Source organism: Chitinophaga eiseniae (assembly GCF_900167135.1).
Lineage (GTDB): Bacteria > Bacteroidota > Bacteroidia > Chitinophagales > Chitinophagaceae > Chitinophaga > Chitinophaga eiseniae.
Genome location: NZ_FUWZ01000002.1, coordinates 455,257 through 481,592 on the forward strand (window position 1 = coordinate 455,257; position 26,336 = coordinate 481,592).

Consider the following 26,336-nt stretch of genomic DNA (forward strand, 5'->3'; position numbering starts at 1 on the left):
TTAGTAAAAAGCTGTTGGCAAATAACTGGCAGCTTTTCGTATATTCGATAAATATATGTTTGCCGTTTAACCCCCAATGGACTGATTCCATCTTGTTGACCCAAATAGCTTGGCATTACTTCATCTGGCTGGCAATATCCTATCTGACACAATTGCATGTTCACGCTTTAATATATATTTTATGCAATGGAGAAGATTTAATGGAGAGGTTATCCACCTTCCGGTAAAGGAAGAAGTGCGGCAGGCCATCATCCGGGAAACCGCCCGGGGTTATCGCCTGAAGGTATGCATAGGCACGGATTCCCAGGTAAAAGGACTGGATACTGAATTCGCTACGGTGATTGTCTTCCTCCGGGAAGGTCATGGCGGATTTATGTTTATCCACAATGAAAAAACCAAGGATTGTTATTCCATCAAGGAACGTATGCTGGTGGAAGTGGCCAAAAGTATTGAGATTGCGTATGAACTGTGCGACCTGTTTACTGAATATGACGTAGACATGGAAGTACACGCCGATATCAATACCAATCCACAGTTCAAAAGCAATCTGGCCCTTCGGGAAGCGATGGGCTATATCCTTGGAATGGGCTTCGCTTTCAAAGCAAAGCCGGAGGCCTTCGCCAGCAGCAGCTGCGCCAATAAAATTGTAAATTAAGCAAGGTCCTCCTCCTGAAAGTAAATTGTATCTGCCTCAAATTTTTGACGTGTCCCGCACGTCGGGTGATTGTCTCCCCCTAACCCAGCCGTTTTCCGGCGATCTGTTTTCCAACCCATCTTTCCTCTGATAGCTAACGTTATGGCATAAACGTCTGACCCGGAATGATCGGTTGTTGTGCTGTTCAGGCAATGGCCCGGAATTGCGCATTCAACTCTTCGATGTAGCCCAGGATCGCGTCGCGACCGGATTTTTTAACGGTAGAGGTAACGAAGTGAGGAGGCAGGAATTCCCAGGTTTCCCGCATTTTATTGAGGAACGATTTTACGTTGCGGCTTACTTCCGCCTGCGTGCTTTTATCCGCTTTGGTGAACACGAGGCTGAAAGGTACGTTCCATTCTCCCAGCTGGTTGATAAAATCAATGTCGATTTTCTGCGGGCTGTGGCGGCTGTCTATCAATATAAAGATGGTCACCAGGTTGGTCCTTTTGCGCAGGTAGTCTTCAATCATCCGTTCCCATTGTTTGCGCTGCGACATGCTTCTTTTAGCGAAGCCGTATCCGGGCAGGTCTACCAGGTACCACTCTTTGTTGACGATAAAATGGTTGATCATCACCGTTTTTCCGGGCGTACCGGATGTTTTGGCCAGCTTTTCATTGTTGGCCAGTATATTGATCAGCGAGGACTTTCCCACGTTGGACCGGCCGATGAAAGCATATTCCGGCATGTTCGGCGTGGGGCATTTTTCCCAGTCGGGGCTGCTGATCAGATATTCTGCAGATTTAATAACCATGATATTGTTTTGTTCCATTAAAAATCCCGCATCTTCCTGTTTGCATTCCTTCAGATGACTTAACTTTGCGGCCATGTCAGCGAATACACACGTCCAGAAGATCGTACCCTTTGAAGGGTCAAAATTAAGCAAGAAGGAGCAGATAGCCTCCATGTTTGATGATATTGCTTACCGGTATGATTTCCTTAACCATTTTATGTCGCTGGGTATTGATGTGATCTGGCGCCGTAAAGCCCTGAAATACCTGAAAAGCCTGCAACCTAAAAAAATGCTGGACGTGGCCACCGGAACCGGTGATTTTGCGGTGATGGCCAATAAAAAGCTGCATCCGGAGCATATTACCGGCATCGATATCTCCGAGGGGATGCTGTCCCACGGGCGGGAAAAAATCAGGAAACTGGGGCTGGAGCATAAAATCACCCTGCAATTGGGCGATAGTGAGACAATAAGTTTTGCGGACGAGACGTTTGATGCCATAACAGTGGCTTTTGGCGTCCGCAATTTCGAAAACCTCGAAAAAGGGTTGGCCGAAATGCGCCGGGTGCTGAAACCAGGCGGAAAACTGGTGATCCTGGAATTTTCGAACCCGACAGTTTTTCCCATTAAACAATTATATAATTCGTATTTTCGTTTTATCGTACCGCTGATCGGGAAATTTGTAGCCAAAAGCAAAGCGGCCTACAGTTATCTGCCAGAATCCGTGAAAGTGTTCCCGCAGGGCGAAGAAATGCGAACCATATTACTTAACACAGGATTCCCGGCCGTTACATGCAAAACGCTCACTTTCGGCATATGTTCTATCTACTGCGCTACGCGCTGATATCCCTGTTGATCCTGTTTGTGCTGCCGGCAACAGCACAGACCAACCTGAATATGATAGACCACGATGCAAAACCCTATTATTTCGGCATTACCCTGGCCGCCAACCAGTCCTTTTTTAAACTGAAGCACTCCACCGCCTTCCTGGCCGATGACTCGACCATGATCGCGGAGCCGTTGAAAACAATGGGGTTTAACCTCGGATTGCTGGCCAATGCCCGCCTGTCGGAGCATTTTGACCTCCGTTTTAATCCGCAGCTGCTTTTTGCGTCCAAAAACCTCTATTACCGCGATACCTATCCCAAACCGGAGAACACCGAAAAAAAGATAGAATCCATCCTGCTGAGCTTTCCCCTGCAGCTGAAGTTCAAATCAGACCGTATCGGCAATATGCGGGTGTATGTGATCGGCGGCCTGAAGTACGATTACGACCTGGCTTCCAACGCACGAGCCCGCCGCGCGGAAAACCTGATCAAAATACAGAAAAGCGACTATGGTTATGAGGCAGGCGCCGGGTTTGAGTTTTATTTCGAAAGTTTCATCTTTTCTCCCGAATTCAAGATCAGCAACGGTTTCGGCAACGTGCTGGTAAAAGATCCGAACCTCCGTTACGCCAATGTGATTGACAAACTGCAATCCCGGATGATCGTATTTTCCATTCACCTCGAAGGATAACCATTTTACTTCTTCTCATAAGCACGGTGTGAATTATCTTTGTAACCATGCAACAATATCTCATCAGGAATATCGCTGTGGTCAACGAAGGAAAGACCACCGTACAGGATGTATGGATTAAAGACAGCCGCATCGCCAAAATGGGCCCCCACCTCACTGTGAGCGGCAATTACGAAGAAATCAACGGCGAAGGCAAATACCTTCTTCCCGGTGTGATCGATGACCAGGTGCACTTCCGGGAACCGGGGCTCACCGAAAAAGCCACCATTTACACAGAAGCCCGCGCTGCCGTGGCCGGCGGCACTACCAGCTTCATGGAAATGCCCAATACCAAACCCGCCGCCCTCACCCAGGAGCTGCTGGAAGACAAATACGATATCGGCCGGCAACATTCCCTGGCCAACTACTCCTTCTTCATGGGCGTATCCAACGATAATGCGGAAGAGGTACTGAAAACCAACGCCAAAAAAGACCGTGTATGCGGTATTAAAATATTCATGGGTTCCTCCACCGGTAATATGCTGGTAGATAACTTCCTGACGCTGGAAAAAATATTTTCCGAAACGGAAATGCTCATCGCCACCCACTGTGAAGATGAAAAAATCATCCGCGCTAATATGGAGGCCTTCAAACAGGAAAAAGGCGATCATCTCACTGCCGCTGATCATCCGCTGATCCGCAATGTAGAAGCCTGCTTTGAATCATCCTGGACAGCCGTGCAGTTTGCCAAAAAGCACGATTCCCGCCTGCATATCCTCCATATCTCCACTGCCAAAGAGCTGCAACTGTTCACCAACATGATGCCGCTGGCTCAGAAACGTATCACGGCAGAAGTATGCGTACACCACCTGCACTTCACCGCAGACGACTATAAACTGTACAGTAACCTGATAAAATGTAATCCCGCCATTAAAGCGCCGGAGAACAAAACCGCACTGTGGCAGGGCCTTCTCGACGACCGGCTGGACGTGATCGCCACCGACCACGCCCCGCATACCTGGACCGAGAAACAACAGCCCTATCAGCAGGCGCCGTCAGGCGTTCCCCTGGTACAACACAGCCTGTTGCTGATGCTGGAATACGTAAAAAAAGGCGCACTCAGCATTGAGAAAGTAGCAGAAAAAATGAGCCATGCTCCCGCTATCTGCTTCCGCATCAAGGAAAGAGGTTTCCTGCGGGAGGGATACTTCGCCGATTGCGTGATCGTGGATATGCAGGACAAAACACCGGTAGCCAAAGAAAATATCTACTACAAATGCGGCTGGAGCCCGTTTGAAGGCCATACTTTCCCGGCTGCCATCACGCATACCTTCGTCAGCGGCCACCTCGCCTACGCCAACGGTCAGTTCAATGAGACCACCAAAGGCCATCGTCTTCATTTCGAAATTTAAACATCCTGATATTCAGCATTTATTCCAAGGTTGCCTGGCTTTCATTTTGAGGCCTTGCTTCCTTGGAATAAATTTTTAAATGACTAAATATCAAAATTTATAAATTGGTGTGGAAAATTCTGATGATTGCATCTTCCCCTATATATTAACCAAAATAATATTGCATGCAGCTGGACAAAACATCCTATTATGACCTTTCCATCTTCAACCGCGATGAAGAGTTTTCTTTGTTCCACCGGTTGGACTTTACCACCACTGCAGGCGGAAGAGACTATCTGCGCCAGCTTTTCAGCTCACCACTACAGGACATTACCGCTATTGAACAACGGCAGAAAGCCCTCCGGTATATTCTCGAACTGGAAGGCAGCTGGCCCTCCATTATCTCCAATGGCACCATTGTAGTAGTGGAAAACTACATGGAGGCCCAGATAGAACCCATTTCCAATACAGAGGGGGTCGCATTGCGGCTGCAGGCTGTCATCAATAAAACGCTGTATGCGCCGGACTTCGGCTTCATCAAATTTTCCTTTACCCAGCTTGTCAACCTGCTTCGCGGCTTCCGCACCTTTGTGGACGTCTTCAATTCCGATCATGCTCCCAAGACCTTGAAAATATTACTGGACAGGGCGCAACACCTGTTACACAAAAAAGATTTCAGCGATATACTGGAAGTGGACGCAGCAGGTAAAATGAATTATGTGGAGATTCTCCGGTACGATAATTATATCCGGAAAAAACACAGAAAAGTAGTGGAAGAGCTGGTGACCCTTTATCATCAGCTGGACGCCTATTATGCCATGGCCAAGGCCATGAAACACTACAAGCTGCAGTTCCCGGTCTTTACCAGTGGTACAAGGCCTGTAATAAAAGCCCGGCAGCTGTATCATATCATTTTACAGGACCCTGTGGCCTATGACGTGACGCTGGATGAAAACAATCACTTCATGTTCCTCACCGGCGCCAATATGGCGGGGAAGACCACCTTCATCAGGGCGGTGGGCATCGCTGTTTTCATGGCACATATCGGCATGGGCGTGCCCGCGCAAGAAATGGAACTCAATTTCTTCCACGGCATCGTCAGCAATATCCAGGTGCAGGATAATATCTTCAAAGGAGAAAGTTATTTCTACAGCGAAGTACAACGCATCAAAAACACGATCCTTCAAATCAACAACGGTAAGAACTGGCTGGTGCTGATCGATGAAATGTTTAAAGGCACCAATGTGGAAGATGCCAAAAACTGCTCCCTGGCCGTTATCCGCGGATTGCTGCGCAGTTCCAACTGTCTTTTTATCCTCTCCACCCACCTCTATGAAGTAGTGGAAGAACTACGGGACGAGTCCAAAATATTGTTTAAATACTTTGAGTCGGAAGTGATCGACGACGATCTTCACTTTACTTACCTGTTGAAAGATGGTATTGCCAAAGAGAAAATCGGTTACCTGATCCTCCGGCGGGAAAAAGTACTGGACCTGCTGGCCCAGATCCACTGATCAGGGGATGAAGCCGGCGAATAGCGGCGAACGGGCGATGACAGCGAATTAAACCGGCTTGGGAAAGCCGGTAATTTGTTATATTAGTAGCTGTTAACCCACATCCATATGATTGTTAAAACCTTCGGCAGCGCCATTCGCGGCGTAGATGCCATTACCATCACCATAGAAGTGAATGTATCACAGCAGGGGAACCGTTTTTACATGGTCGGGCTGCCGGACAGCGCTGTCAAGGAGAGTGAGCGGCGGATTGAGTCGGCCATCAGTCATCTTGGTTTCCGGATGCCGCGTACCCGGACGGTCGTTAATATGGCGCCTGCGGCCATCCGTAAGGCCGGTGCGGCTTACGACCTGCCTATTGCCATCGGGATACTGGGTGCTTCGGGGAAGATACCCGCCGATGCTTTTGGACGTTACCTGCTGATGGGGGAGTTATCGCTGGACGGCAGTGTGCTGCCGGTGCGCGGCGCTTTGTCCATGGCTATACAGGCGCAGCAGGAAGGCTTCAAGGGGCTTGTGCTGCCGGCGGTCAACGCCCTGGAGGCGGCCATGGTGAGGCCCCTGGAAGTGTATGGCGTATCTCACCTGTCGGAAGTGATGCAATTTTTCAGTCAGCCAGGGAGCCTGAAACCGGTGCCTGCAGTGCCACCTGAGCGGTCGTGCGTCACTTTTGATCTTGACTTCAGCGACGTAAAGGGGCAGCATAACATTAAGCGGGCCCTGGAGATAGCCGCTGCCGGCGGGCATAATGCTATTCTTATCGGGCCGCCCGGGGCAGGCAAAACGATGCTGGCCCAGCGCCTGCCGACCATCCTGCCGCCGCTGACGCTGCAGGAAGCGCTGGAGACGACGAAGATCCATTCCGTGGCGGGCAAGCTGCCGCAGCATGCGTCGCTGGTGGCGAAGCGGCCTTTCCGTTCGCCTCATCATACCATCAGTGACACCGCGCTGGTAGGCGGGGGCAGCCAGCCGCAGCCGGGGGAGATTTCGCTGGCGCATCATGGCGTTTTATTCCTTGATGAGCTGCCGGAGTTCAAGCGGCAGGTGCTGGAAGTGATGCGGCAGCCGCTGGAAGAGCGGCGGGTAACGATTTCGCGGGCCCGCTCCGCCATTGATTTCCCGGCTGGCTTTATGTTGCTGGCCTCGATGAATCCCTGCCCCTGTGGTTATTTCAACCATCCTGAGAAAGCCTGTAGCTGTTCACCCGGCATGGTGCAAAAATATCTCAACAGGGTATCGGGGCCTTTGCTGGACCGTATTGACCTGCATGTAGAAGTGACGCCGGTAGCTTTCAGTGACCTGACCGGCCACCGGGAAGAAGAAAAAAGCGCGTTTATACGTGACCGTGTGATCGCCGCGAGAGAAGTGCAGGCTGCGCGATATGCCGGGATAGCGGGTATTTATTGCAATGCGCAGGTAAACAGTCAGCAGCTGAGGGAATATTGCACCCTTCCGGATAATTGTCACCAGTTACTGAAAAATGCTATTCAGCAACTGAAGTTGTCAGCCCGGGCGTATGACCGGATACTGAAGGTAAGCCGCACCATTGCCGATCTGGCGGGGAGTGACAGTATAGGGACCGCACACATGGCAGAGGCGATACAATACAGAAGCCTTGACCGGGAAGGCTGGAGGTGAGCTACACCACTTCTTCTTTCTGGTATTCATCACTGAGTTTCTTTTGTATTTCCGGGGGAACCGGCGCGTATTCAGCGAACTCGGAATGGATCTTCGCCTTACCCTGCGTAACGTTGCGCAACGCGGCGAACAGCTTATCCAGTTCCGCCTGGGGTGTGCGGGCTTTGATCACCTGGTACCCATTCAGTGTATCCATGCCGGTTATAACGCTGCGGCGGCTTTGTAATTCGCTCATAATGTCTCCCATCATGGTATCGGGGGCGGTGGCCTCCACATCGAACACCGGCTCCAGCAGTTGCGGGGCCGCCTGGTGGAAAGCGTCGCGGAAGGCCATCATACCGGCTATTTTAAAAGAGATATCGTTGCTGTCTACCGGGTGCATTTTACCATCGTATACGCTTACCCGTATGTCGCGGACATAGGAACCGGTGAGTGGGCCTTCCTGCATTTTTTCCATGACTCCTTTCAGGATGGAAGGCAGGAAGCGGCTGTCGATAGCGCCGCCCACGATGCAGTTATTGAACACCAGTTTACCGCCCCATTGCAGCGGTACTTCTTCCGTTTCCCGCACGGGGTATTCTTTCAGGGGGGGCATTCCTTCAAACCAGGGTTCTATTTTCATATATACTTCCCCGAACTGGCCGGCGCCGCCGGACTGTTTTTTATGGCGGTAGGAGGCCAGAGCGGGTTTGCGGATGGTTTCGCGGTAGGGTATTTTAGCCGGCAGGTAGGCTACCTGCATTTTATAGATGTTTTCCAGGCGCCATTTGGTGACCAGCAGGTGCAGGTCGCCCTGGCCGTGGAGGATCACCTGTTTCAGTTCCCGGTTGAACTCCACCAGCAGGGTGGGATCTTCCATGTGTAATTCCGCCAGTACTTCACTGAGTTTTTCGTCGTCGGCCTTGTTTTTAGCTTCGATGGCCACGCGGACTTTAGGGGTGGGGAACTGTATGGGATCTATCTGGATGGCTTTGTTTTTATCGGAGAGGGTCTGGTTGGTGAAGGTATTTTTCAGTTTGAGGGTACAACCAATGTCACCGGCTTTGAGGGATTCAATGTTATTGCGGTTTTTGCCGTCGGCGATGAATATCTGGCTGATGCGTTCGGAGCTGTTGGTTTCCTCGTTGAACAGCTCCATGCCTGGTTTTATTTCGCCGGACATCACCTTAAAGAAAGAGAGACGTCCGACATGTGGCTCCTGCAGTGTTTTAAAGATGAAGAGGCAGGGAGGGCCGGCCGGGTCGCAGGGAACTTCCCTGCCATCGTTAGCCATTTCTGCGGGCATTTCGGCGGCGGCGGGGGCTACATTGTCGATAAAGCCCATGAGGCGGCCGCTGCCCATATCATTTTTGGCCGACAGGCAGAAAACGGGGAAGACCTGATGTTTGAGCATCCCGATTTTGATGCCCTGGCGAAGTTCATCCTCATCGAGGCTGCCTTTTTCGAAGTATTGCTCCATGAGGGTGTCGTCATTTTCCGCTGCTTTTTCCACCAGTGCGTTGTGGAGCGCTTCCGCTCTTTCCTTTTCGCTGTCGGGGATGGGGAGTTTTTCCGGTTTACCGCCTTTTTCCGGGAAGCGGTAGAGGGTCATTTTCAGCAGGTCGATGATCGCGTTGAAGCCGGGTCCCTGGTTGACCGGGTACTGCATGACAGTAACAGCGTTGCCCAGGATGCGGGTGGCGTCTTCCACGGTTTTGTTGAAGTTGGCCTGTTCCGTGTCCAGCTGGTTGACCGCCAGGATGGTGGGTTTCCGGTATTTATCCACATAATCCCAGATGAGTTCAGTGCCTACTTCGACGCCATACTGGGCATTGAGGAGGAGTACTGCGGTGTCGCATACACGGATAGAGGCGATGACTTCGCCGATAAAGTCTTCCAGGCCAGGGGTGTCTATGATATTGATTTTGTAGTCTTTCCATTCGGAGTGCATGGTGGTGGCATAGACAGAGTTACCGCGTTCGTGTTCAATTTCATGGTAATCAGAGATCGTATTGTTCTCTTCTACTGTTCCGCGCTTGCTGATGATACCGGCTTCAAACAGCATTGTTTCGGAGAGGGTGGTTTTGCCGCTTTTGGGAGCGCCCAACAGTACGATGTTTTTGATATGTTTTTCATCATACGTCTTCATATGTGGAGATTTAATCAGGTAATCGATTATCACCGTTGCCAAACAAAGAGCTATTACTATTAAGTTACTGATTTTTGGTCAAAAAATGACCTTTTGATTACCCTTAATATGTTGCAACATGCAGTAACTTTGTGCACCTGTAAAGAACATATTATGAAACTATTGCTACATTATCTGAAGAAATATAAATGGCTGGTAGTATTAGCTATGGCGCTGGCAAGTATTAACCAGCTTTTTTCGTTATTAGACCCGATGATATTCGGGTGGATCATTGACCGGTTTGCCTCTCATCCGCACACCACCGTAAAGGGAGGAAGTATTTTGCGGCCGGAGGGGCAGTATTTGTCCGGTGTGCTGTGGCTGATCGCCGCGGCTGTCGGCGTGGCCATGGTATCGCGGATTGCGAAAGCGTTCCAGGATTATTTTGTGAACGTGATCGTGCAGAAATTCGGCGCCCAGGTATATACCGACGGGCTGAAACACTCGCTGCGGCTGCCTTATCAGCAGTTTGAAGACCAGCGCAGCGGCGAAACGCTGGCTATCCTGCAAAAAGTACGGACAGACTGTGAGAAGTTCATTACATCGTTTGTGAACGTGCTGTTTGTATCGATGATCGGTGTGGTGTTTGTGATGGTTTACGCCACCATGGTGCACTGGACCTTACCGTTCGTATATCTTATCGGCTGTGTGTTGCTCGCCATTTTGATGAGTGTGCTGAGCCGTAAGATCAAGGTGATCCAAAAAACGATCGTCAAGGAGACCACTGCTTTGGCCGGTTCCACCACAGAATCGTTGCGTAACATAGAGCTGGTGAAGAGCCTGGGGCTTACCCACCAGGAGATCCGCCGGCTGAACAGCACGACCATCAAGATCCTGATGCTGGAGCTGAAGAAGGTACGCAGCATCCGCAGTATCAGCTTTGTGCAGGGGACTTTTGTGAACCTGATGCGGCAAAGCATCCTGTTTTTACTGTTGTTTTACATCTATCGTGATTATGTGTCTATCGGGCAGCTGATGACACTTCAGTTGTATTCCTTCTTTATTTTCGGGCCGTTGCAGGAGCTGGGGAACATTATCCTTAACTACAGGGAGGCGCAGGTATCGCTGCTGAACTTCCAGAGCATCCTGAATACGCCTGTGGAAGAGACGCCGGCGCACCCGGTAAAGATCAATCATATTGACGATCTTACTTTCCGGCAGGTGGGCTTCAAACATCTCACGGCCGCCACCAAGGCGCTGGACCAGGTGAGCTTTTCCGCGCAGCTGGGGGAGACTATTGCTTTCGTGGGACCTTCCGGCTCCGGCAAAACCACGCTGGTAAAGCTGTTGGTAGGGTTGTACAAGCCGAATGAAGGGCATATCCTGTACAATGGCGTAGATGCCAATGAAGCGGACATGGACGATCTGCGGCACCAGGTAGGCTTTGTAACGCAGGACACGCAGTTGTTTGCCGGTACTATCCGGGAGAACCTGTTGTTCGTGAACCCCGGCGCGTCGGACGCAGAGATTATGGACGCTTTGAGCAAGGCAGCCTGTTATTCGCTGCTGGCGCGGGCGGACAAAGGCCTGGAGACTGTAATCGGCGAAGGCGGCATTAAGATCTCCGGAGGGGAAAAACAGCGGTTATCTATTGCCCGGGCGTTATTACGTAAGCCTCGTTTACTGGTGTTTGATGAGGCCACTTCCGCGCTGGACTCCATTACAGAAGAGGAGATTACCAAAACAGTCCGCCAGGTGACCGCCAGCAAGCAGCATATCACCGTGATGATCGCCCACCGGTTGAGCACGATCATGCATGCAGACCGTATTTACGTGCTGGAAAAAGGCCATATCGTAGAAACGGGCAGGCACGAAGAACTGTTGGAAGAGAAGGGATTATACTACGCCATGTGGCGCCAGCAGATAGGCGAGCGCAAGCTGGAGACCGTCTAGTGAATTAAAAAACTTATTTTTGCACCGAATCAGTGTAAAAAAATATGGAACACAAACGCCCGAACTATTTCGTCAGCCTGTTAACGATGAAATGTCCCAAATGCCGGAGAGGAGATATGTACAAAGACAAGAATCCGTTTCATCTTAGTTTCTCCAAAATTTTCAATATGCACGACAACTGTCCGGTATGTGGCCAGAAGTTTGAGCTGGAGACGGGTTTCTGGTTTGGGACGGGGTACGTGAGTTATGCGCTTTCCGTGGCGTTTAGTGTGTTCAATCTTATCTGGTATGCCATATTTTTTGGTATTACCTGGAGAGACAACAGTATTTTCATCTGGCTGGCCGTCAACGGCGTTTTGCTGGTGTTGATACAGCCCTGGCTGATGCGTATTTCGCGGGTTATCTACCTGTATTTTTTTGTGTATTATGACGAAAGTACAGCGGGTATAAATGCGCCGGAGCGGCAACATCATCATTAAGGAATGATCATCATTGAAAAAATATGGGGCTGTGAAAACAGCCCCTTTCTTTTTCAACCAAAATCTGAACCAATGGTGGTCAGAAAATCTTTACCAGCAAAAACCAATAATAAAATAACCAGAGGGAAAACTGCTTAGCCTCCAGGGCGGGAAGATCGAACTCACATCTTACAAAGCAAGGCGAAGCTACAAAATCCCCCAACACAAAAGCTATAATTTTATATAAATGGTAAATCTTCTGCGATGAACAGAAAAAAATCGTCGCTGAAAAAGTTCCGTAAACAGAATATTTGTAACTTCAGTATGAACAGGGACGATTTGTTTTTCCTGATCAACCCTGTTGACGCAGCTGCCCCATTTCCTTAGGAAACTCCTATCAAACCCGCTACCAGTCTTCATCTTATATACTTGTTGTTTATTCACCAATAAATCAGCAATTATATGTCTTTTAAAGCGACCTTATTGTTGGAAGGAGCCACCATGAATGTGCTGGAATGTCATTTTACCTTTTCGCAGGAAACGGACGAAACCGGCAAGCCTTCCCACCGGCCCCGAGGGGGCACTATTCGTATTATTATCGAGTCTGACGGCAGCAGCCGTCTTTTCGACTGGATGATTTCCAATACCGGCACTAAAAGCGGCACCATTACTTTTTGGCGGCGTGATGTGATGTCCCGTATGAAAGAGCTGCGGTTTTCCGATGCGTATTGTGTCCGGTACGGGGAACATTTTGATGCCGGCGGGCAAACCCCCATGCAGGTACGGCTAAAGTTATCCGCCCGGGAGCTGGCGTTAAACCAGAGTGTTTATCACAATCCCTGGCCCTGATCCTAATTCGTATATACATTACAGTTAACCCGAAAAACCGATTGTTTATGCCCTTAAATACGTGCACCAGAATAACCATAGACGGAAAAACGTTTCCTCATTTCCGGGAGCTGCAGATACGGCAGCGGATAGACGGACATCATACATTTGAGATACACATTGACCAGGGGTGGCTGAGCAGCTTATGGCCGGAGATTTCCGGCAACGGACAGGACCTGCTGGGGAAGGACGTATTTGTGGAGGTATCCGCAGCCGCCATGCCGCAAACAGGGACCTTGCATTTTAAGGGGTTGATCACGGCCATTCATACCGGGAAAAAGGGCGACGCCACGCAGGGGTTTTGTGTGCTGAAAGGTACCGATCCCGGCATTGTTTTGGACGGGGCGCCACAGTTACGGGTATATGAAGCGCAGACGCTGTCCCATATTGCGCGGCATTGCCTGAAAGCGGCGGCAGCGCATATTGATTTGCAGATAGCACCGGGCAATCCGGCTCCTCATGCTTACCTGGTCCAGTACAGGGAAAGTAACTTTGCTTTCCTGCAGCGGCTGGCCGCCCGCTTTGGAGAATGGTATTTCTACAATGGCCAGCAGATGATATTCGGGGCTTATGCTCCTGCTAAAATCAGCCTGTCACATCCGGGAGAGCTGGTACATTTTGATATCGGGCTGCAACTGACATCCGGCGACCGGCGCTTTACCGCTTATGACTATGAGGCAGGGGCTGCTATCAGCAGCACTTCTCCCCGGCCGACGGGCATTTCCGGCACAGGGCCGCTCACGGCACGGGCCAGGCAGGCCAGCAGGCAGCTTTATCATGAAGAAGGTTTTGACAAGGCAACATCCCAACAGCAGGCGGGCATTGCCTTACAGGCACAGCTGCATGAAAGGCGACAGCTGGCGGCAGCAGTGCAGCTTACCGGGCGCAGCGAGCATCCCGGCATCCGGGTGGGCGACATCATCGAAGCTGCCGCCTCTCTTGCTTCGCCGGACCTGGAAGGCACTTTTACCGTCACCCGTATTGACCATCACTGCCAGGGAGACGGGGCTTATCATAACCAGTTTACCTGTACGCCTACCGATTGCTGCATTCCTTCCGGCCATAGCGGCATAGCGCCGCTATGCGAAGCGCAGAGCGCTATTGTGACCGATAATCATGATCCTGAAGGAATGGGGCGCATCCGGATACGTTATCACTGGCAGCAACAGGGCAGCTCTCCCTGGATACGCCTGATAACACCGCATGGCGGCGCCGGCAAAGGCTTTCATTTTATTCCCGAAAAAGGAGAAGAGGTATGGGTGGACTTCGAAGGCGGTAATCCGGAGCTGCCTTTTGCCGTAGGCACCGCCTATAACGGTAAAGACAATACGAAGTTCAGCGATGCCGGCAACAACCTGAAGATCATCAGGACACGCAGCGGGCATACCATACAGTTGGATGACAGCAACGGCGCGGAACAACTGCAGATCCACGACCGCAATGGTAATATGATACTCCTGGATACGCATCATGGTAATATTACCATCGCCTCACCGGGACAGTTGCTGCTGAAAGCCAACCATATCAGCATTGAAGCAGCGGACCAGCTGGATATGCATGCAGGTGGTAATCTTACACAAGGCGCCGGTGAAAATATCAGTCTGTATGCCGGGAATCATCATACCGTTTTGGCGACCCATATTACCCAGCAGGCGCAGGACAATTTTACGCGCAGCTCCCGCAAGCTGGAAGAGCAGGCAGAAAGCATCCTGCTCAACAGCATCCGTCAGGATCTGACGCTGATGTCCGCAGGAACGATTGCTATCAACAGTGTTGAAAAAATAAAACTATCCTGATATGACACCATCCTGTAGTACGGCCAGACATCTGGTATGTGAAGGCGCTCTCTGCAGCTGCGATAAAGCTGCAGCACCGGCGCCTGTAAAGGTGGTGTCGCATCACCGGTATTATGTTCACAGCAGCAGCGGTACAGACAAGCCTGTTGTGACCACACGCGAGAATGATCACCGTGCATTGCATTTCAGCAGCTGTCTTGCCGGCGGCCAACCGGCGCCCTGTGTGCCGCAGCTGTTATGGCAGATACCCATCGGCCAACAGCGCATTGCCCTGGCCAACGGCGCCTATCCCCTGCCGGATAATGCGACAGCGCAATGTCTCCGGGGAGGCCGGTTACATCTCCTGACGCATGGACAACTCCCCGCCGGCACCGACGATCCACCCGGCCTGTGCAGCACCGATAATCAGCCACCGGCAGATAAACTGTCGATCAACTTTTCTCCGTCTGCCCCACGCATTACCCGCATCAAAGGGCCGGCGAAAATCCGTCAGCTCCACAATGGGTCCTGGGAAGTGACCTTCGATCGCCCTCCCGCCGGGGAAGATATCAGCTTGTTGCACTGGGTGCTTGAGAATGATCAGGGTGCGCAGGAGGCAGACCTCCATGGAGAGATGTTTTTTCATCATCGTTTTATGCACGATGGACAATTCACCCTGCGCGTTTTTGGCGGAGAAGATTCAGATGTCCTGCTGACGCAAACGATACAGGTAACGCCTACCGGCATCATCTGCTCACCGCATACCGCAAGGCCCGGAGAACGTATTCGTTTTACCGTAGCGGAAGCCGAAGCGACCGACAGCTTCCGTTGGGACCGGACAGATGAAAAAGGATTTCGCAGCGAAGCCAGGAACACCGGCCCCGAAACCGAATACACCTTTGAACAACCCGGCCATTATGTAGTCCGTGCCGTCACCGGTGACGAAGTATGGCAGCAGTCAGTCACCATCTGCAACAACCGGGTCCGGCATATTCATGCAGACCGCCCACCTGTCAGCGGTGCGGTTGTAACATTCAGTATCAGCGAAACTACCTTTCCGGATATCACGCCGAGAGAACAACTCAAACTGCACTGGAAACTCGAAGGTCCGGAAAACACGCATTGTGCAGGGGAAAGTACTTTCCGGCACCTGTTTACCCATTGCGGGCATTATACGCTGTACGCGTACCTCTATGACCTGCAACAGGAAGCAGCGCTGCGTTTTGAAGTAAAAAATGCGGCGGTATCTGCTGCCCAATGGACAACACCCAACGGGTATGTCATCCGCCAGGCAGGGTATGACCAGGATATCTGTTTATACTTTGAACACAGCGGTCTTGAAAAGAGAAAGGTATTACTGGAGGTATATGCCCGGCAAGCGTTACACAGCACACTGGTGCATTCCCGTTCGCTGCTGGTACCACCGGACACTAAAGTCTCGTATCCCCTGCCTGTCAGCAGCCTCCGGCTCCCCGCAGGATGGGATAACGGGCAGCTTCACCTCGACTTCCAGCTAAAACCGACAGACAGGATTCCCATCGAACAACAGGCGCATCCCCGGTTGTTGCTGCATCGCAGATCATGTATCGTAAAGGCTTACTTCACCGATCCACAAGACCAGCGAATGTATTTTATCACCGACCATCATCAACAAATGGCGCTGAAAATATATGCCGTCAACCTCGCCGGTCAACAGCTGCGCATCACTATCCTGCGGCGCAACGGTTCCCCGCCGCTACAGCGGCCGCTCATACCGTACCCTGTAGCCGCCATGAAACCGCTGCTGGAAAAGGATACGACTGTCAGCACACAACAGGTAATGATCGATAAAACAGGGACTGCACTGCTCCCTGTCCCGTTGGAATCATTGTCGGCAGTAAGCCTGATCTACGCGTTGATAACGCTTCCTGGTTTCAACGCCGTGTATTCTCAGCAGTTATTGGTGTATCCCGGGCAGCAGCTCCGGCTGTCACCCGGCACAAAGGCACGGTCCACTGCCGTCATAGAACGAATAAACCTTCCATCGGAGCAACCGGCGTGCCAGTCGCTGGTATGGGGCAGTAAAGTAAGCTGTGCGTTCCGGAAAAAAGTGATCCGTATCGCGAAGAAGCTGCACGCAGATCCTAATCACCTGATGACGTGTATGGCGTTTGAGACCGGAGCGTCGTTTCTGCCGCATTTGCTGAGTGGGCATAAGCCGTGGAACACGCCGGCAGCGGAAAAGTTGACAGAAGGGGTATTGGGGAGACATGCGGTGGGGTTGGTGCAGTTTACGCAGAAAGGAATCAATCAGATGAACAGCCGGTGGAAGCTTGGTATTACAAAGAAAAAACTGGCCAATATGTCAGCGGAGGAACAATTAGATTATGTCTATCACTACCTGCGGGAGTTCAAGGGGAGACTGAATTCGCTGGAAGATTTTTACATGACCATTCTTAAACCGGACGGTGTAGGAAAGCGAGAGGATTATGTGGTGTTTAGTGAGGAACATGATAGACAAACACAGAGAAGTTGGTATGAAAAGAACAAAGGTCTTGATAGGAACAAAGATGGCATCGTAAGTAAGAAGGAGGTTCATGTTATAATTCACAAAAAGTATACAGAAGGACTCAGCTATAAAAATGGATGCAATGACAACTGTCCAATGTTGTCAGTCATTGGTGCGAATGATAACAAATGGCACCATCCTTTAAAAAACATGCAACTAAGAGGTTGGTACAATCAATGGGCACCTGAAAGAAGCAAATTTGGATTCATCTCTGAACGTAAGAGTGGTAAACATCAAGGATTAGATCTTTATGCTCCGGAAGGCACTCCTGTTTATGCATGTGTCAACGGATTTATTGTATCATCGTACCATTCAAACTCATACGGGAACGCTCTTCTTTTAAGCGGAGAATATGACAACAATAGCTACTACTTTTTTTTCGCCCACTTAAAGGATTTATCAAAATACCAAGTCGGCGAAAGTGTAAAAGCGGGAGATATCATTGGTTTCAGTGGAAAGACCGGTAATGCTGCCAGTCTCAGACCGGAACAAGAACACCTTCACTTTGAAGTACGAACAAGAGAGCATGTGGGCAAAGGATTTGATGGCCGAATCGACCCCCTTCTGATTATAAGAGAACTCAATAAAACCGAAATTATCAACCCTCAAGAAAATCATCAATATGCAAAATCTATTTAAAAAGACAGCATGGCTGATAATGCTGAAACTTATTTCTGGTTGCAATCATCAAACTTCTGCGGGCGGAATTTCGGCATGGCCCAGTCATTACAGCCTAAGTACTTCTACCGATGAAATAATGAACGGTATTAATGTAGGAACCGATTATGAAATCAATATCTCAAACGACAGCTGTCTCTTCAATGCTGATGGCATCCAATATGCATTTAACGCACAATGCGCACTCAGAATTAGTAAAGACACGCTACTAGGCTATTTCTGCTATGACACCCGTGGTATTGAGCAGTATTGGAACCCAGAGGTTCCCCTCTTCAAAATCTTCAGAAAAGACACCAACTACTACATCATTTCCAGTGCTATTCTGGAAGATACGACGAAAACCTATCTGGTAAAACATACCCAGGAAAGCGAAAAAATTCGATAGCTTTATATTCAAATTAACCTTGAATTGTGAATAAAGCTATTATCCTTTTATCGTTTTCTGTACTAGTATTATCGTTAATGGCCTGTACCCAGTCGGAGCAGCCGGGCAACCGTGGTATTGGCGGTATCTTTTCATCCAAAGCCGGTAAGCCGGTGGCGTTTAAGCTGCAGTCGGGGCATCCTGACAGCAGCAGTGCTTCCTATGCGCTGTCAGGGATCACCGTGTCCTTCGAACAGACAGCTGATGCGTCGCAAACGATCAGTATCAAAAAAGACGCAAAGAGGCTCGTCAATTATATCCGCGCGACAGACACTGCAGAGAAGACACTGCCCACGCCCTATATGACGATCAATGGAAAAGATACCGTTATTACATTTAACATCCGGCAGGATGCTTTCCGCTTCAAAATAAAGGATAACAAGGCCACCTATACGAAAACGAAAGATTCCACAGCCAGGCAGTAGATGACAAAAGAAAGGCCGGCCCGCAGGCCAGCCTTCTATGACTGAATAATCCGGACAAAACCTATTTAAAATCAATAGGAATAGCCAGTTTAACACTAAAATTACGACCTACGTTAAAGACCCCGTTGCGGCCCGTCACCTCATTCACCGGTGCGTATTTCAAACGGCTCAGGTGATTCTGGTAGGCGACGTCGCCGATGTTGTTCACTGCGAAGTGGAGGGAGAACAGGGTCTTGTTGTGTTTATTCACGAACTCTGACCCCAGACCTGCATTCAGCAGCGTATAGCTTCCTGTGGGTGTCTCGGTTTGATAAGCCGAAAACACGTCGTTCTGAGCAAAATTCATATCCATCTGTACACCTACGTAAGCATTCCGTAGCGGACCACCTACTTTTTTGAACTTGCCTTTCAGCTCGGACAACCATCTGGCGGCCGGAATACTCGGCAGGTTTTTAGTGGAATCGGTAGCATTGAGCGCGGTACCTCTCACATAAGAAAGCGTGTTCTCGAAGTGCAGCCAGTCGATGGGATGCGGGTGTATATCCAGCATCAGCTCACCGCCATAAAGGTTAGCGTTGGCTTGCTGGTATTTGAAGGCAGCGAATCCTTCGGCGTTATCATCTGCGGGAATGGAGTCCGTGCCGGCAGCATTCACCAGCTTACGGGAGAAGATGAAGTTGTTGATGTGGTTATAGAACACATTAGCCGTCAGGGAAACGTGCTGGGTATTGAATTCAACACCGCCGTCGATCTGTGTGCTCACTTCAGGTTTCAGCTCCTGGTTGCCATATTCGTATTTGATGGTGCCTTCATGCACACCGTTGGCAGCCAGCTCGGAGATATTGGGAGCACGGAAGCCACGGGCGGCATTCAGTTTCAGCACCACCCGGTCACTGACTTCATAGCTAAGTCCCACGCTGCCGGACACATTGGAGAAATTGCGGCTGAAAGCGTCAAACTTAGCTTCGCCGGATGCTGCCGGCTTACCATCAGCATCAAGGAGGAGCGATTTAGAGCGCAGGGAGCGGCTGTCGAAACGTACGCCGCCACTCAGGGTGAGCTTATTGAAGGTCTTGCTGGTGACCGCGAATGCGCCGATATCAAACAGGTTGTACGCGGGTATAAGGAACTCTTCTCCTGAAATTTCATTTTTCTGCTGCATACCGTTAACGCCAACCGTTGTCTGCCAACCGTTCATTTCAGGGAGATAATATTTGGCCGCGTAGTTGAAGGTCTGCAGCTTCAGCCAGAGCTCCGGTTCATCGGGATGCAGCGGATCGCCGAATTCACGACGGTTATTCCACTGGTAGCCCAGCGTTAATCCAATACGGCCGCCGTTATGGAGATACAGGCTATTGTCCCATACCAGCTTCTGATGGTTGATTTGTTGTTTGGGCACCGTCATGCTATAAGACTTGTTATCGCTGTCGGTAACAGGTACCTCTTCCGCATTACCGTTATCGTTAATGGGCTTGATAAACCTGCCTTCTTCGTTACGCTCCCCTTCTACCAGACCGAGGTGCTGGTTAAAGGAAGTGAAGCTCAGGCGGGAAAAACCCCATTGTTTGTTGATACCGATATTAGCGCCGTAGTTGGTGTTGTTGAAACGGGAATTAAACACGTACCCGTCGTATTTATTTTTATAGTCGTGCGCCTGTTTCTGGGTGATGTAGGCGCCCCAGCTGAACCCGTTGTTATTGCCGGCGATATCAGCATGGTAGGCCATCAGCCCATTGTTGGTCTGATAGTTGGCTTCCACATTGCCTTTTATCTTGCCTTGCGGCAGTGGGGCCGGCGGAACAATGTTTACTACCCCGGCGAGTGCATCCGAACCATATACGAGAGAGGCCGGGCCTTTGAGTATTTCTATTTTGCTGACGTTGTAGTCGTCTACTTCGATGCCGTGTTCATCGCCCCATTGCTGGCCTTCCTGGCGGGTACCGTCGCTGACTACCACTACGCGGTTATAGCCGAGGCCACGGATGAAAGGCTTGGAGATAGCCGGACCGGTAGAGAGCTGACTTACACCGGGCACTTTGGCAATCGCATCAATGATATTGGTAGAAATGCTCTGGTCCAGCACATCGCGGCGGATGATACTGATGGGCGTAGGTGTCTTTTTCACGGAAGTGGCCAGGTTGGCGCCGGTGATCACCACTTCATTTTTTTCGATCAACGTCTCTGTCAGCTCAAAATCCTTGGTGGTAGTACCGTTGACGTTCACAGTCTCCGTATAGGCGGCGTAGCCCATGGAGTGTACTTCCACAATATATTTTCCTTTCGGCAGATTTTTGATAGTATAATTTCCCTGTGCATCGGCGGCGGCGCCTACATGCAGGTCCGGCAGATACACCGTAGCGCCGGGGATGACGGTATGAGTAACTTTATCAGTCACTTTCCCGGTGAGCACATTAGAGAAAGTGCCGTCTTCGGGAGTGATGGCATAGGCGGCAGGTTGCAGCAACAGCAACGCCCCCATTAATCCGAGTATAAATACACGCAAATAATGCATACGTAAGTAATAAAAAATAATAAAACAGTGAATACCAACAACCGGTTATTGCCGATGGCAATAGCAGCTATTTTTGATGTGAAGCTGAAAATCAGGCAACCTCAGCAGGAGGTGCCCGCGGGGAGAGAGCACGATGGGTAATATAGCTGGTTTCAGGCAGCTGCCGTGGTTGAAACACCCATATCACCGGTCGTACCGGCGCTATAAAGGTAGTAGTGTACTGATCAAACGGCTCCACCCCTATCTGCAGAAAATCGCAGTGGCGGTGCTCTGCTGAAAACATGGCATCACCGGCGGTGGCATGCGTGTCCTGCGTGTCGTGGTGGCCGGTGAAGATGTGTATAAACTCCCGTGGGAGCGTATTCAGCGTGAATACTCCCAGCAGAATGAGTGCTAATATTTTCTGTAAATGTTTGTACACCGACGCAAAGGTAATAAACTTTACTCATTTGCAACAACGATGCATTTATATCGCACTATTTAACTTTCAGCATCGGCCGTACCTGCTGTACAGCGCCATTCTGGAAGCGGGCATAATAAACCCCGTTGGCCAGGTATTCCGCATCAAAAGTGAAAGTATAAGTGCCGGGTGTGTGGACTTTATTCACCGGCACGCTCACCAGCCGTCCCATAGTGTCGAAAATCTGTATCATGGTATTGCCGCTGCCGGTGATATAGGTGATGGTGGTTGCGCTGGTGAAGGGGTTAGGACTGTTGGTAATCAGCTTTTTATTGTCTGTATCCAGGTCAGGCAGACCGGTAATAACGCCGCAAGCCACACCGCTGATCAGTGGCAGCCGCTGATAGTCCTTCTGGAGGATTCGGTTCAGATCGGTCTGATCTACACAGAACCACTGTTCCAGGATGGAAGCGTACACAGAGCGGAAATCATACTGCATGGGCACGTTGTCTGCCACGCTGGTATTATCGGGGATGGCCGGGGAATTACCCAGCACGCCCTGATTGACGTAATCGCCGAATACGATCATGGGTGCAGCGGCGCCATGGTCCGTTCCCATGCTGAAATTAGATTTGATACGGCGTCCGAATTCAGAGAAGGTCATGCCCACGACACGGCGGGAAGCTCTCAGGCCTTTCAGGTCGTCCATAAAAGCTTTGATGGCATCCGACACGCCACCGAGTAATTTAGCATGGCCGCCTGTGGTAGTATCGCCCGACTCCGCCTGGCTGGCATGGGTATCGAAACCGCCCGTGCTCACCATGTACATGCGGGTTTTCAGTCCGCCGGCCACCAGGCGGGCTACGATCTTCAGCTGATCCGCGAGGCTGTTATTGGCCGGGTAAGGTCCCTGGGAAGTAACTTTAGCGGCTGCTGATTTGATCGATTTCTCATAACTATTGGTCTGTTTGGCGATCATCCGTATATACTCCAGCTCCTTACCGGCTTTGGTATTGGGAACGGGATCTATGATGCCGTCTATCAGGTTATAGAAATCAGTGGCACTGGTAATAGCCATGCCTCTGCTGGCATCTGCTCCCTGAAACGCCGGGGACACGATAGAACCGATCTGTATGGCCAACGGGTCCGGGTTGTCGGCATTGGGGTAGTTATCCTGCGGTCCGGGATATTGGGAATCGAGGTAACGGCCGCCCCATCCACTGGTCAGTATCTCGTTGGAGTCAGACCCTGTGAGCCAGATGTCTGTTGCACGGAAGTGGGAGAAATTGGGGGAAGGATAACCCACGCTTTGGATGATGCTCACCTTTCCTTCGTTATATAACTGCTGCACACCTTTCATGGCAGGGTGCAGACCGGATTTCAGGTAGTTGTCGAGCCGCAGTACTTTTCCTTCCGGGATAGCAATATTTGTCCTGGCTGATTGATATTTTCCATAGATATCCAGTGGGATGACCATGTTGAGCCCATCATTTCCGCCGGTAAGCTGAATCATGACCAGCACGTGGTCATTATCCGAAGCAGCGCCGCTTAATGCCGCCAGCATCGGCGAGGTACCGAAAGCTTTGATAGAAAAGCCGTTGATGATGGTGGGCAATATCGCGGCCGGGGCGGTATATTTCAGGAAATCTCTTCTTTTCATAGAAAGGTTTTTCAGGACAACTGATATTCTGAAAGGTTCATGATGTATTTGTAAAGGGCTTGCAGGTGGTTGGTCACCTCTTTGGTGTTGGCAGCGTCGCCGGGATTGGATTTGTAAGTGTTCCAGGCGCTGGTCCAGTAGCCGTTGGTACTTTGTCCGGCCAGCAGGATGGTGTCTTTCAGGAACGCTTTCACTTTATCGGACACGCCTACACGATAGAGGATATCCAGCGAATCGTTGACGAGTGCTACCGGGTCGCCGGGATTGGACAGCTTGTCAGCAAAGGCCAGCGGATCGATCTTCACATTTTTATAGCCGGCAGCGATCATGCCATCGCTCAACTGGTTTCTTCTGGGCAGCGTGGCTGTATTGATCCACAATTCATGAAAAGCCGGTTCCTGGTAATAGGCGTCCCAGCCGGCTACCAGCGGCGGATCTCCCAGGTTCTGGAGCATGGCGCCCATAGCGTTATGCAGGTCGCCCCAGCGTTGGTATTGGGTGGTATAGTCTGTAGGGAATGTCACTCCGAATTCGCGGCACATGCCGATGCAGAAGTCCACCGGGCTCTTTATCAGGCAGGCCATATTGAGCGGATCAAAGAAATGCTCGCTGGTAAACAGCGCATTGAGCGTGACTTTAATATCAAAGCCACTGCTACGGAAGATGTCTGCCAAAGGCAGGATCACATTCGTTTCCGTGGCCGCATCTATATCGTAGTATACAAAAAAACGATAGAGTTTTCGGCAGATGAATTTAGCCACTTCGGGTTGTGCGAAAATGATATCCAGCAGTGTATCCAGCTCTTTAGCGCCTTCAGGGCCGGTTTGCCCGGATATGACCTTATTACCGTAGAAACCAGAGAATTCTTTATTACCGATATCGTGCTGAGTGGTATTAAAAGTGCTGACGATGGCGGTACGGTCTACCCGAAAGCCGGTAAGCACACGGGCCGTCGCTCTTACGTCGTCTTCTGTATAGTGCGAATCGGGGCCTTTACCGACGGTAAACAGTTCGTGTAACTCGCGGGCGTAGTTCTCATCAGCGGCGCCTTTGGAATTCAGGTAACCGTTGAGATACACCAGCATACAGGGATCCAGGGTAACCGCTTTGGTCAGTGCTTTAAAATTGCCCAGCGCATATTGCCGGAGCGTCAGGTTGTACTGGTAGATGAAGCGGCTATCGTTTACCATGCTGGTTTCTGTCACGAAGTGGTTGTGCCAGAAGAGCACCATTTTCTCGTGTATGCTTGCCTGTTGGTTAAGCATTTGCCCTACCCACCACGCTTTATAGGAAGCGATTCTTTTTCTTTCCAGCATTTCGTCGCCCATGGCGGCTCTTACCCAGGTGGCGCCGGGTGTTACGCCGGTACTGTCGGCACCGTAGTTATTCACCGGTGGTGTGGGATCTGCCTGCGCGGTAAGCAGGATGTCCACTACCTGCTGCATGCCAAGGCCGTTGAGGGCTTTGATATTTTCCGGCGACGCACCGAAGGTGGTCCGTTTGAGCAGGTGGATAAGCTGTTGGGTGCCCCAGGCGCCGGTGTAAGGGGTCAATCCGGTTGCCGTACGGGCAACAGCTTTGCTGTTCCGCGTATTGCGGGCAGGCGATAAGGTCAGGAATTGTCTGCGATCCATAAAGCGATATGGTTGAGATAGCGGGATGGCCTTTAATTCCGCCAAATTAATAAAAAATTTAATTCAACGGGATTAATTTATCATAAATCAGGGGGTGATATCAAACAAAAGCCGCAGGAAAATCTTCCTGCGGCATTGAGCTATAATGTATTACGAAAAAAATCAGGTAATATTTTCGATGATGCCGGCGATGCCCTGGCCACCACCTACGCAGGCAGTCACGATGCCGTATTTCTTATTCAGCCTTTTCATGTCGTTAAGGATCTGCACTGTGAGTTTGGCGCCGGTACAGCCCAACGGATGCCCGAGGGCGATAGCGCCACCGTTGATGTTCACGATATCGGGGTTAATACCCAGTTCGCGGATCACCGCGATGGACTGGGAAGCGAAAGCTTCGTTCAGTTCCACCAGGTCGATGTCCTGCAGGGTTTTACCTGCACGTTGCAGCACTTTAGGCACGGCAGCTACCGGTCCTACCCCCATGATACGGGGATGTACGCCGGCAGAAACGCAGGCTACCAAACGACCGATGGGCTTCAGCCCCAGTTCATTCACCATTCTCTCGCTCATCACGATCACGAAAGCGGCGCCGTCGGACGTTTGCGAGGAGTTGCCCGCCGTAACAGAGCCACCCGCAGCAAACACCGGTTTCAGTTTACCCAGCGCTTCGAGGGAAGTATCTCCACGGGGTCCTTCGTCGGTGTCTACAGTGAAGGTCCGTTTTTGTTTTTTGCCTTTTTCGTCCACGTATACTTCATCCACATTGATGGGCAGTATACCGGATTTGAAATAGCCTTCTTTGATAGCGTTCAACGCTTTCTGATGGGATTTAAAAGAGAACTCATCCTGGTCCTGGCGGCTCACTTTAAATTCATTGGCCACTGCTTCAGCGGTGAGTCCCATGCCGATATAATAGTCAGGGGTGGTGCTGGCCACGGTGTAGTTGGGCACGGTTTTCCAGCCGGCCACTGGCACCAGGCTCATACTTTCCGTACCACCGGCGATGATACAGTCGGCCATCCCTGTCTGTATTTTAGCTGTTGCGATAGCAATTGTTTCCAGGCCGGAGGCGCAATAGCGGTTCACCGTCATCCCTGGTACATCGATCCCGAGTGCACGCACGGAGATCATGCGGCCTATCTGCAGTCCCTGTTCCGCTTCCGGAACGGCGTTGCCCACGATAAGGTCATCTACCCGCTTAGGGTCGAGCTGTGGTACGGATTGCAGCAATCCGGTAATCACATCTACGGCCAGATCATCGGGTCTGTAAAAACGAAATCCTCCCCTTTTGGACTTACCTACCGCAGTGCGGTAGCCGGCTACTATGTACGCTTCTTGCATGAAAAACAATTTTATAATAAGCTAACGGTTAGATTATCAACATAATGGATAATTATCCACATTTTTACC

General features: G+C 50.6%; 20 protein-coding genes. 13 read left to right on the forward strand and 7 right to left on the reverse strand.

Annotated features, from left to right (window positions below; all coding sequences use genetic code 11):
* Positions 1-181 precede the first annotated feature (181 nt).
* Positions 182-655 (forward strand): ribonuclease H-like YkuK family protein, encoded by a 474-nt coding sequence (locus B5D63_RS11370; RefSeq protein WP_078668930.1) that lies wholly within the window; start codon positions 182-184, stop codon positions 653-655.
* A gap of 184 nt (positions 656-839) precedes the next feature.
* Here B5D63_RS11370 and yihA read toward each other — a convergent pair whose 3' ends face one another.
* The gene (gene yihA / locus B5D63_RS11375) at positions 840-1,448 is read right to left on the reverse strand and encodes a ribosome biogenesis GTP-binding protein YihA/YsxC (RefSeq protein WP_235021517.1); all 609 of its coding nucleotides are present in this window, start codon (positions 1,446-1,448) and stop codon (positions 840-842) included.
* Between the two features lie 73 nt (positions 1,449-1,521).
* On the opposite strand from yihA, the gene ubiE reads away from it, so the two are divergent.
* From ubiE to B5D63_RS11400, 5 genes are all read left to right on the forward strand, one after another.
* Positions 1,522-2,268, forward strand: a complete 747-nt coding sequence (gene ubiE / locus B5D63_RS11380) for a bifunctional demethylmenaquinone methyltransferase/2-methoxy-6-polyprenyl-1,4-benzoquinol methylase UbiE (protein ID WP_078668931.1) — start codon at positions 1,522-1,524, stop codon at positions 2,266-2,268.
* On the forward strand, positions 2,241-2,942 hold the full coding sequence (porT, locus tag B5D63_RS11385) for a type IX secretion/gliding motility protein PorT/SprT (protein ID WP_078668932.1): 702 nt from the start codon (positions 2,241-2,243) through the stop codon (positions 2,940-2,942). Before ubiE ends, porT begins: the two co-directional genes overlap by 28 nt.
* 47 nt (positions 2,943-2,989) lie before the next feature.
* Positions 2,990-4,333 carry a dihydroorotase gene (locus tag B5D63_RS11390; RefSeq protein ID WP_078668933.1) on the forward strand — a complete coding sequence of 448 codons (1,344 nt, stop codon included), beginning with the start codon at positions 2,990-2,992 and terminating at the stop codon, positions 4,331-4,333.
* Positions 4,334-4,497: 164 nt separating this feature from the next.
* A complete protein-coding gene (locus tag B5D63_RS11395; protein WP_078668934.1) occupies positions 4,498-5,826 on the forward strand; it encodes a MutS-related protein in 1,329 nt (442 codons plus the stop codon).
* 108 nt (positions 5,827-5,934) lie between these two features.
* Positions 5,935-7,464 (forward strand): YifB family Mg chelatase-like AAA ATPase, encoded by a 1,530-nt coding sequence (locus B5D63_RS11400; RefSeq protein ID WP_078668935.1) that lies wholly within the window; start codon positions 5,935-5,937, stop codon positions 7,462-7,464.
* Between the two features lies 1 nt (position 7,465).
* Here B5D63_RS11400 and B5D63_RS11405 read toward each other — a convergent pair whose 3' ends face one another.
* Positions 7,466-9,592 carry an elongation factor G gene (locus B5D63_RS11405; protein WP_078668936.1) on the reverse strand — a complete coding sequence of 709 codons (2,127 nt, stop codon included), beginning with the start codon at positions 9,590-9,592 and terminating at the stop codon, positions 7,466-7,468.
* A 153-nt stretch (positions 9,593-9,745) separates the two neighbouring features.
* Here B5D63_RS11405 and B5D63_RS11410 point away from each other — a divergent pair, with 153 nt between their 5' ends.
* The 7 genes from B5D63_RS11410 to B5D63_RS11440 all read left to right on the forward strand — a co-directional run bounded on the left by B5D63_RS11410 (position 9,746) and on the right by B5D63_RS11440 (position 18,720).
* Positions 9,746-11,524 carry an ABC transporter ATP-binding protein gene (locus B5D63_RS11410; RefSeq protein ID WP_078670283.1) on the forward strand — a complete coding sequence of 593 codons (1,779 nt, stop codon included), beginning with the start codon at positions 9,746-9,748 and terminating at the stop codon, positions 11,522-11,524.
* A 44-nt stretch (positions 11,525-11,568) separates the two neighbouring features.
* Complete coding sequence (locus B5D63_RS11415) at positions 11,569-12,003, forward strand: DUF983 domain-containing protein (protein WP_078668937.1); 435 nt, start codon at positions 11,569-11,571, stop codon at positions 12,001-12,003.
* Positions 12,004-12,444: 441 nt separating this feature from the next.
* Positions 12,445-12,831 (forward strand): type VI secretion system tube protein TssD, encoded by a 387-nt coding sequence (gene tssD, locus B5D63_RS11420; protein WP_078668938.1) that lies wholly within the window; start codon positions 12,445-12,447, stop codon positions 12,829-12,831.
* A 47-nt stretch (positions 12,832-12,878) separates the two neighbouring features.
* The gene (locus B5D63_RS11425) at positions 12,879-14,666 is read left to right on the forward strand and encodes a type VI secretion system Vgr family protein (RefSeq protein WP_078668939.1); all 1,788 of its coding nucleotides are present in this window, start codon (positions 12,879-12,881) and stop codon (positions 14,664-14,666) included.
* A 1-nt stretch (position 14,667) separates the two neighbouring features.
* On the forward strand, positions 14,668-17,832 hold the full coding sequence (locus tag B5D63_RS11430; RefSeq protein WP_078668940.1) for a peptidoglycan DD-metalloendopeptidase family protein: 3,165 nt from the start codon (positions 14,668-14,670) through the stop codon (positions 17,830-17,832).
* Positions 17,816-18,256, forward strand: a complete 441-nt coding sequence (locus B5D63_RS11435; RefSeq protein ID WP_078668941.1) for a DUF5991 domain-containing protein — start codon at positions 17,816-17,818, stop codon at positions 18,254-18,256. The genes B5D63_RS11430 and B5D63_RS11435 overlap by 17 nt, the downstream gene beginning before the upstream one ends.
* Positions 18,257-18,282: 26 nt before the next feature.
* Positions 18,283-18,720: a hypothetical protein gene (locus B5D63_RS11440; RefSeq protein WP_143312875.1), complete on the forward strand. Its 438-nt coding sequence runs from the start codon at positions 18,283-18,285 to the stop codon at positions 18,718-18,720.
* Between the two features lie 61 nt (positions 18,721-18,781).
* On the opposite strand, the gene B5D63_RS11445 is transcribed toward B5D63_RS11440, so the two are convergent.
* The 5 genes from B5D63_RS11445 to B5D63_RS11465 all read right to left on the reverse strand — a co-directional run bounded on the left by B5D63_RS11445 (position 18,782) and on the right by B5D63_RS11465 (position 26,267).
* Positions 18,782-21,232 carry a TonB-dependent receptor gene (locus B5D63_RS11445; RefSeq protein ID WP_078668943.1) on the reverse strand — a complete coding sequence of 817 codons (2,451 nt, stop codon included), beginning with the start codon at positions 21,230-21,232 and terminating at the stop codon, positions 18,782-18,784.
* Positions 21,233-21,323: 91 nt separating this feature from the next.
* A complete protein-coding gene (locus B5D63_RS11450; protein WP_078668944.1) occupies positions 21,324-21,653 on the reverse strand; it encodes a hypothetical protein in 330 nt (109 codons plus the stop codon).
* A gap of 55 nt (positions 21,654-21,708) precedes the next feature.
* Complete coding sequence (locus B5D63_RS11455) at positions 21,709-23,292, reverse strand: DUF1501 domain-containing protein (RefSeq protein ID WP_078668945.1); 1,584 nt, start codon at positions 23,290-23,292, stop codon at positions 21,709-21,711.
* Between the two features lie 11 nt (positions 23,293-23,303).
* The gene (locus tag B5D63_RS11460) at positions 23,304-24,926 is read right to left on the reverse strand and encodes a DUF1800 domain-containing protein (protein ID WP_078668946.1); all 1,623 of its coding nucleotides are present in this window, start codon (positions 24,924-24,926) and stop codon (positions 23,304-23,306) included.
* Between the two features lie 162 nt (positions 24,927-25,088).
* A complete protein-coding gene (locus B5D63_RS11465; protein ID WP_078668947.1) occupies positions 25,089-26,267 on the reverse strand; it encodes a thiolase family protein in 1,179 nt (392 codons plus the stop codon).
* Positions 26,268-26,336: the final 69 nt, after the last annotated feature.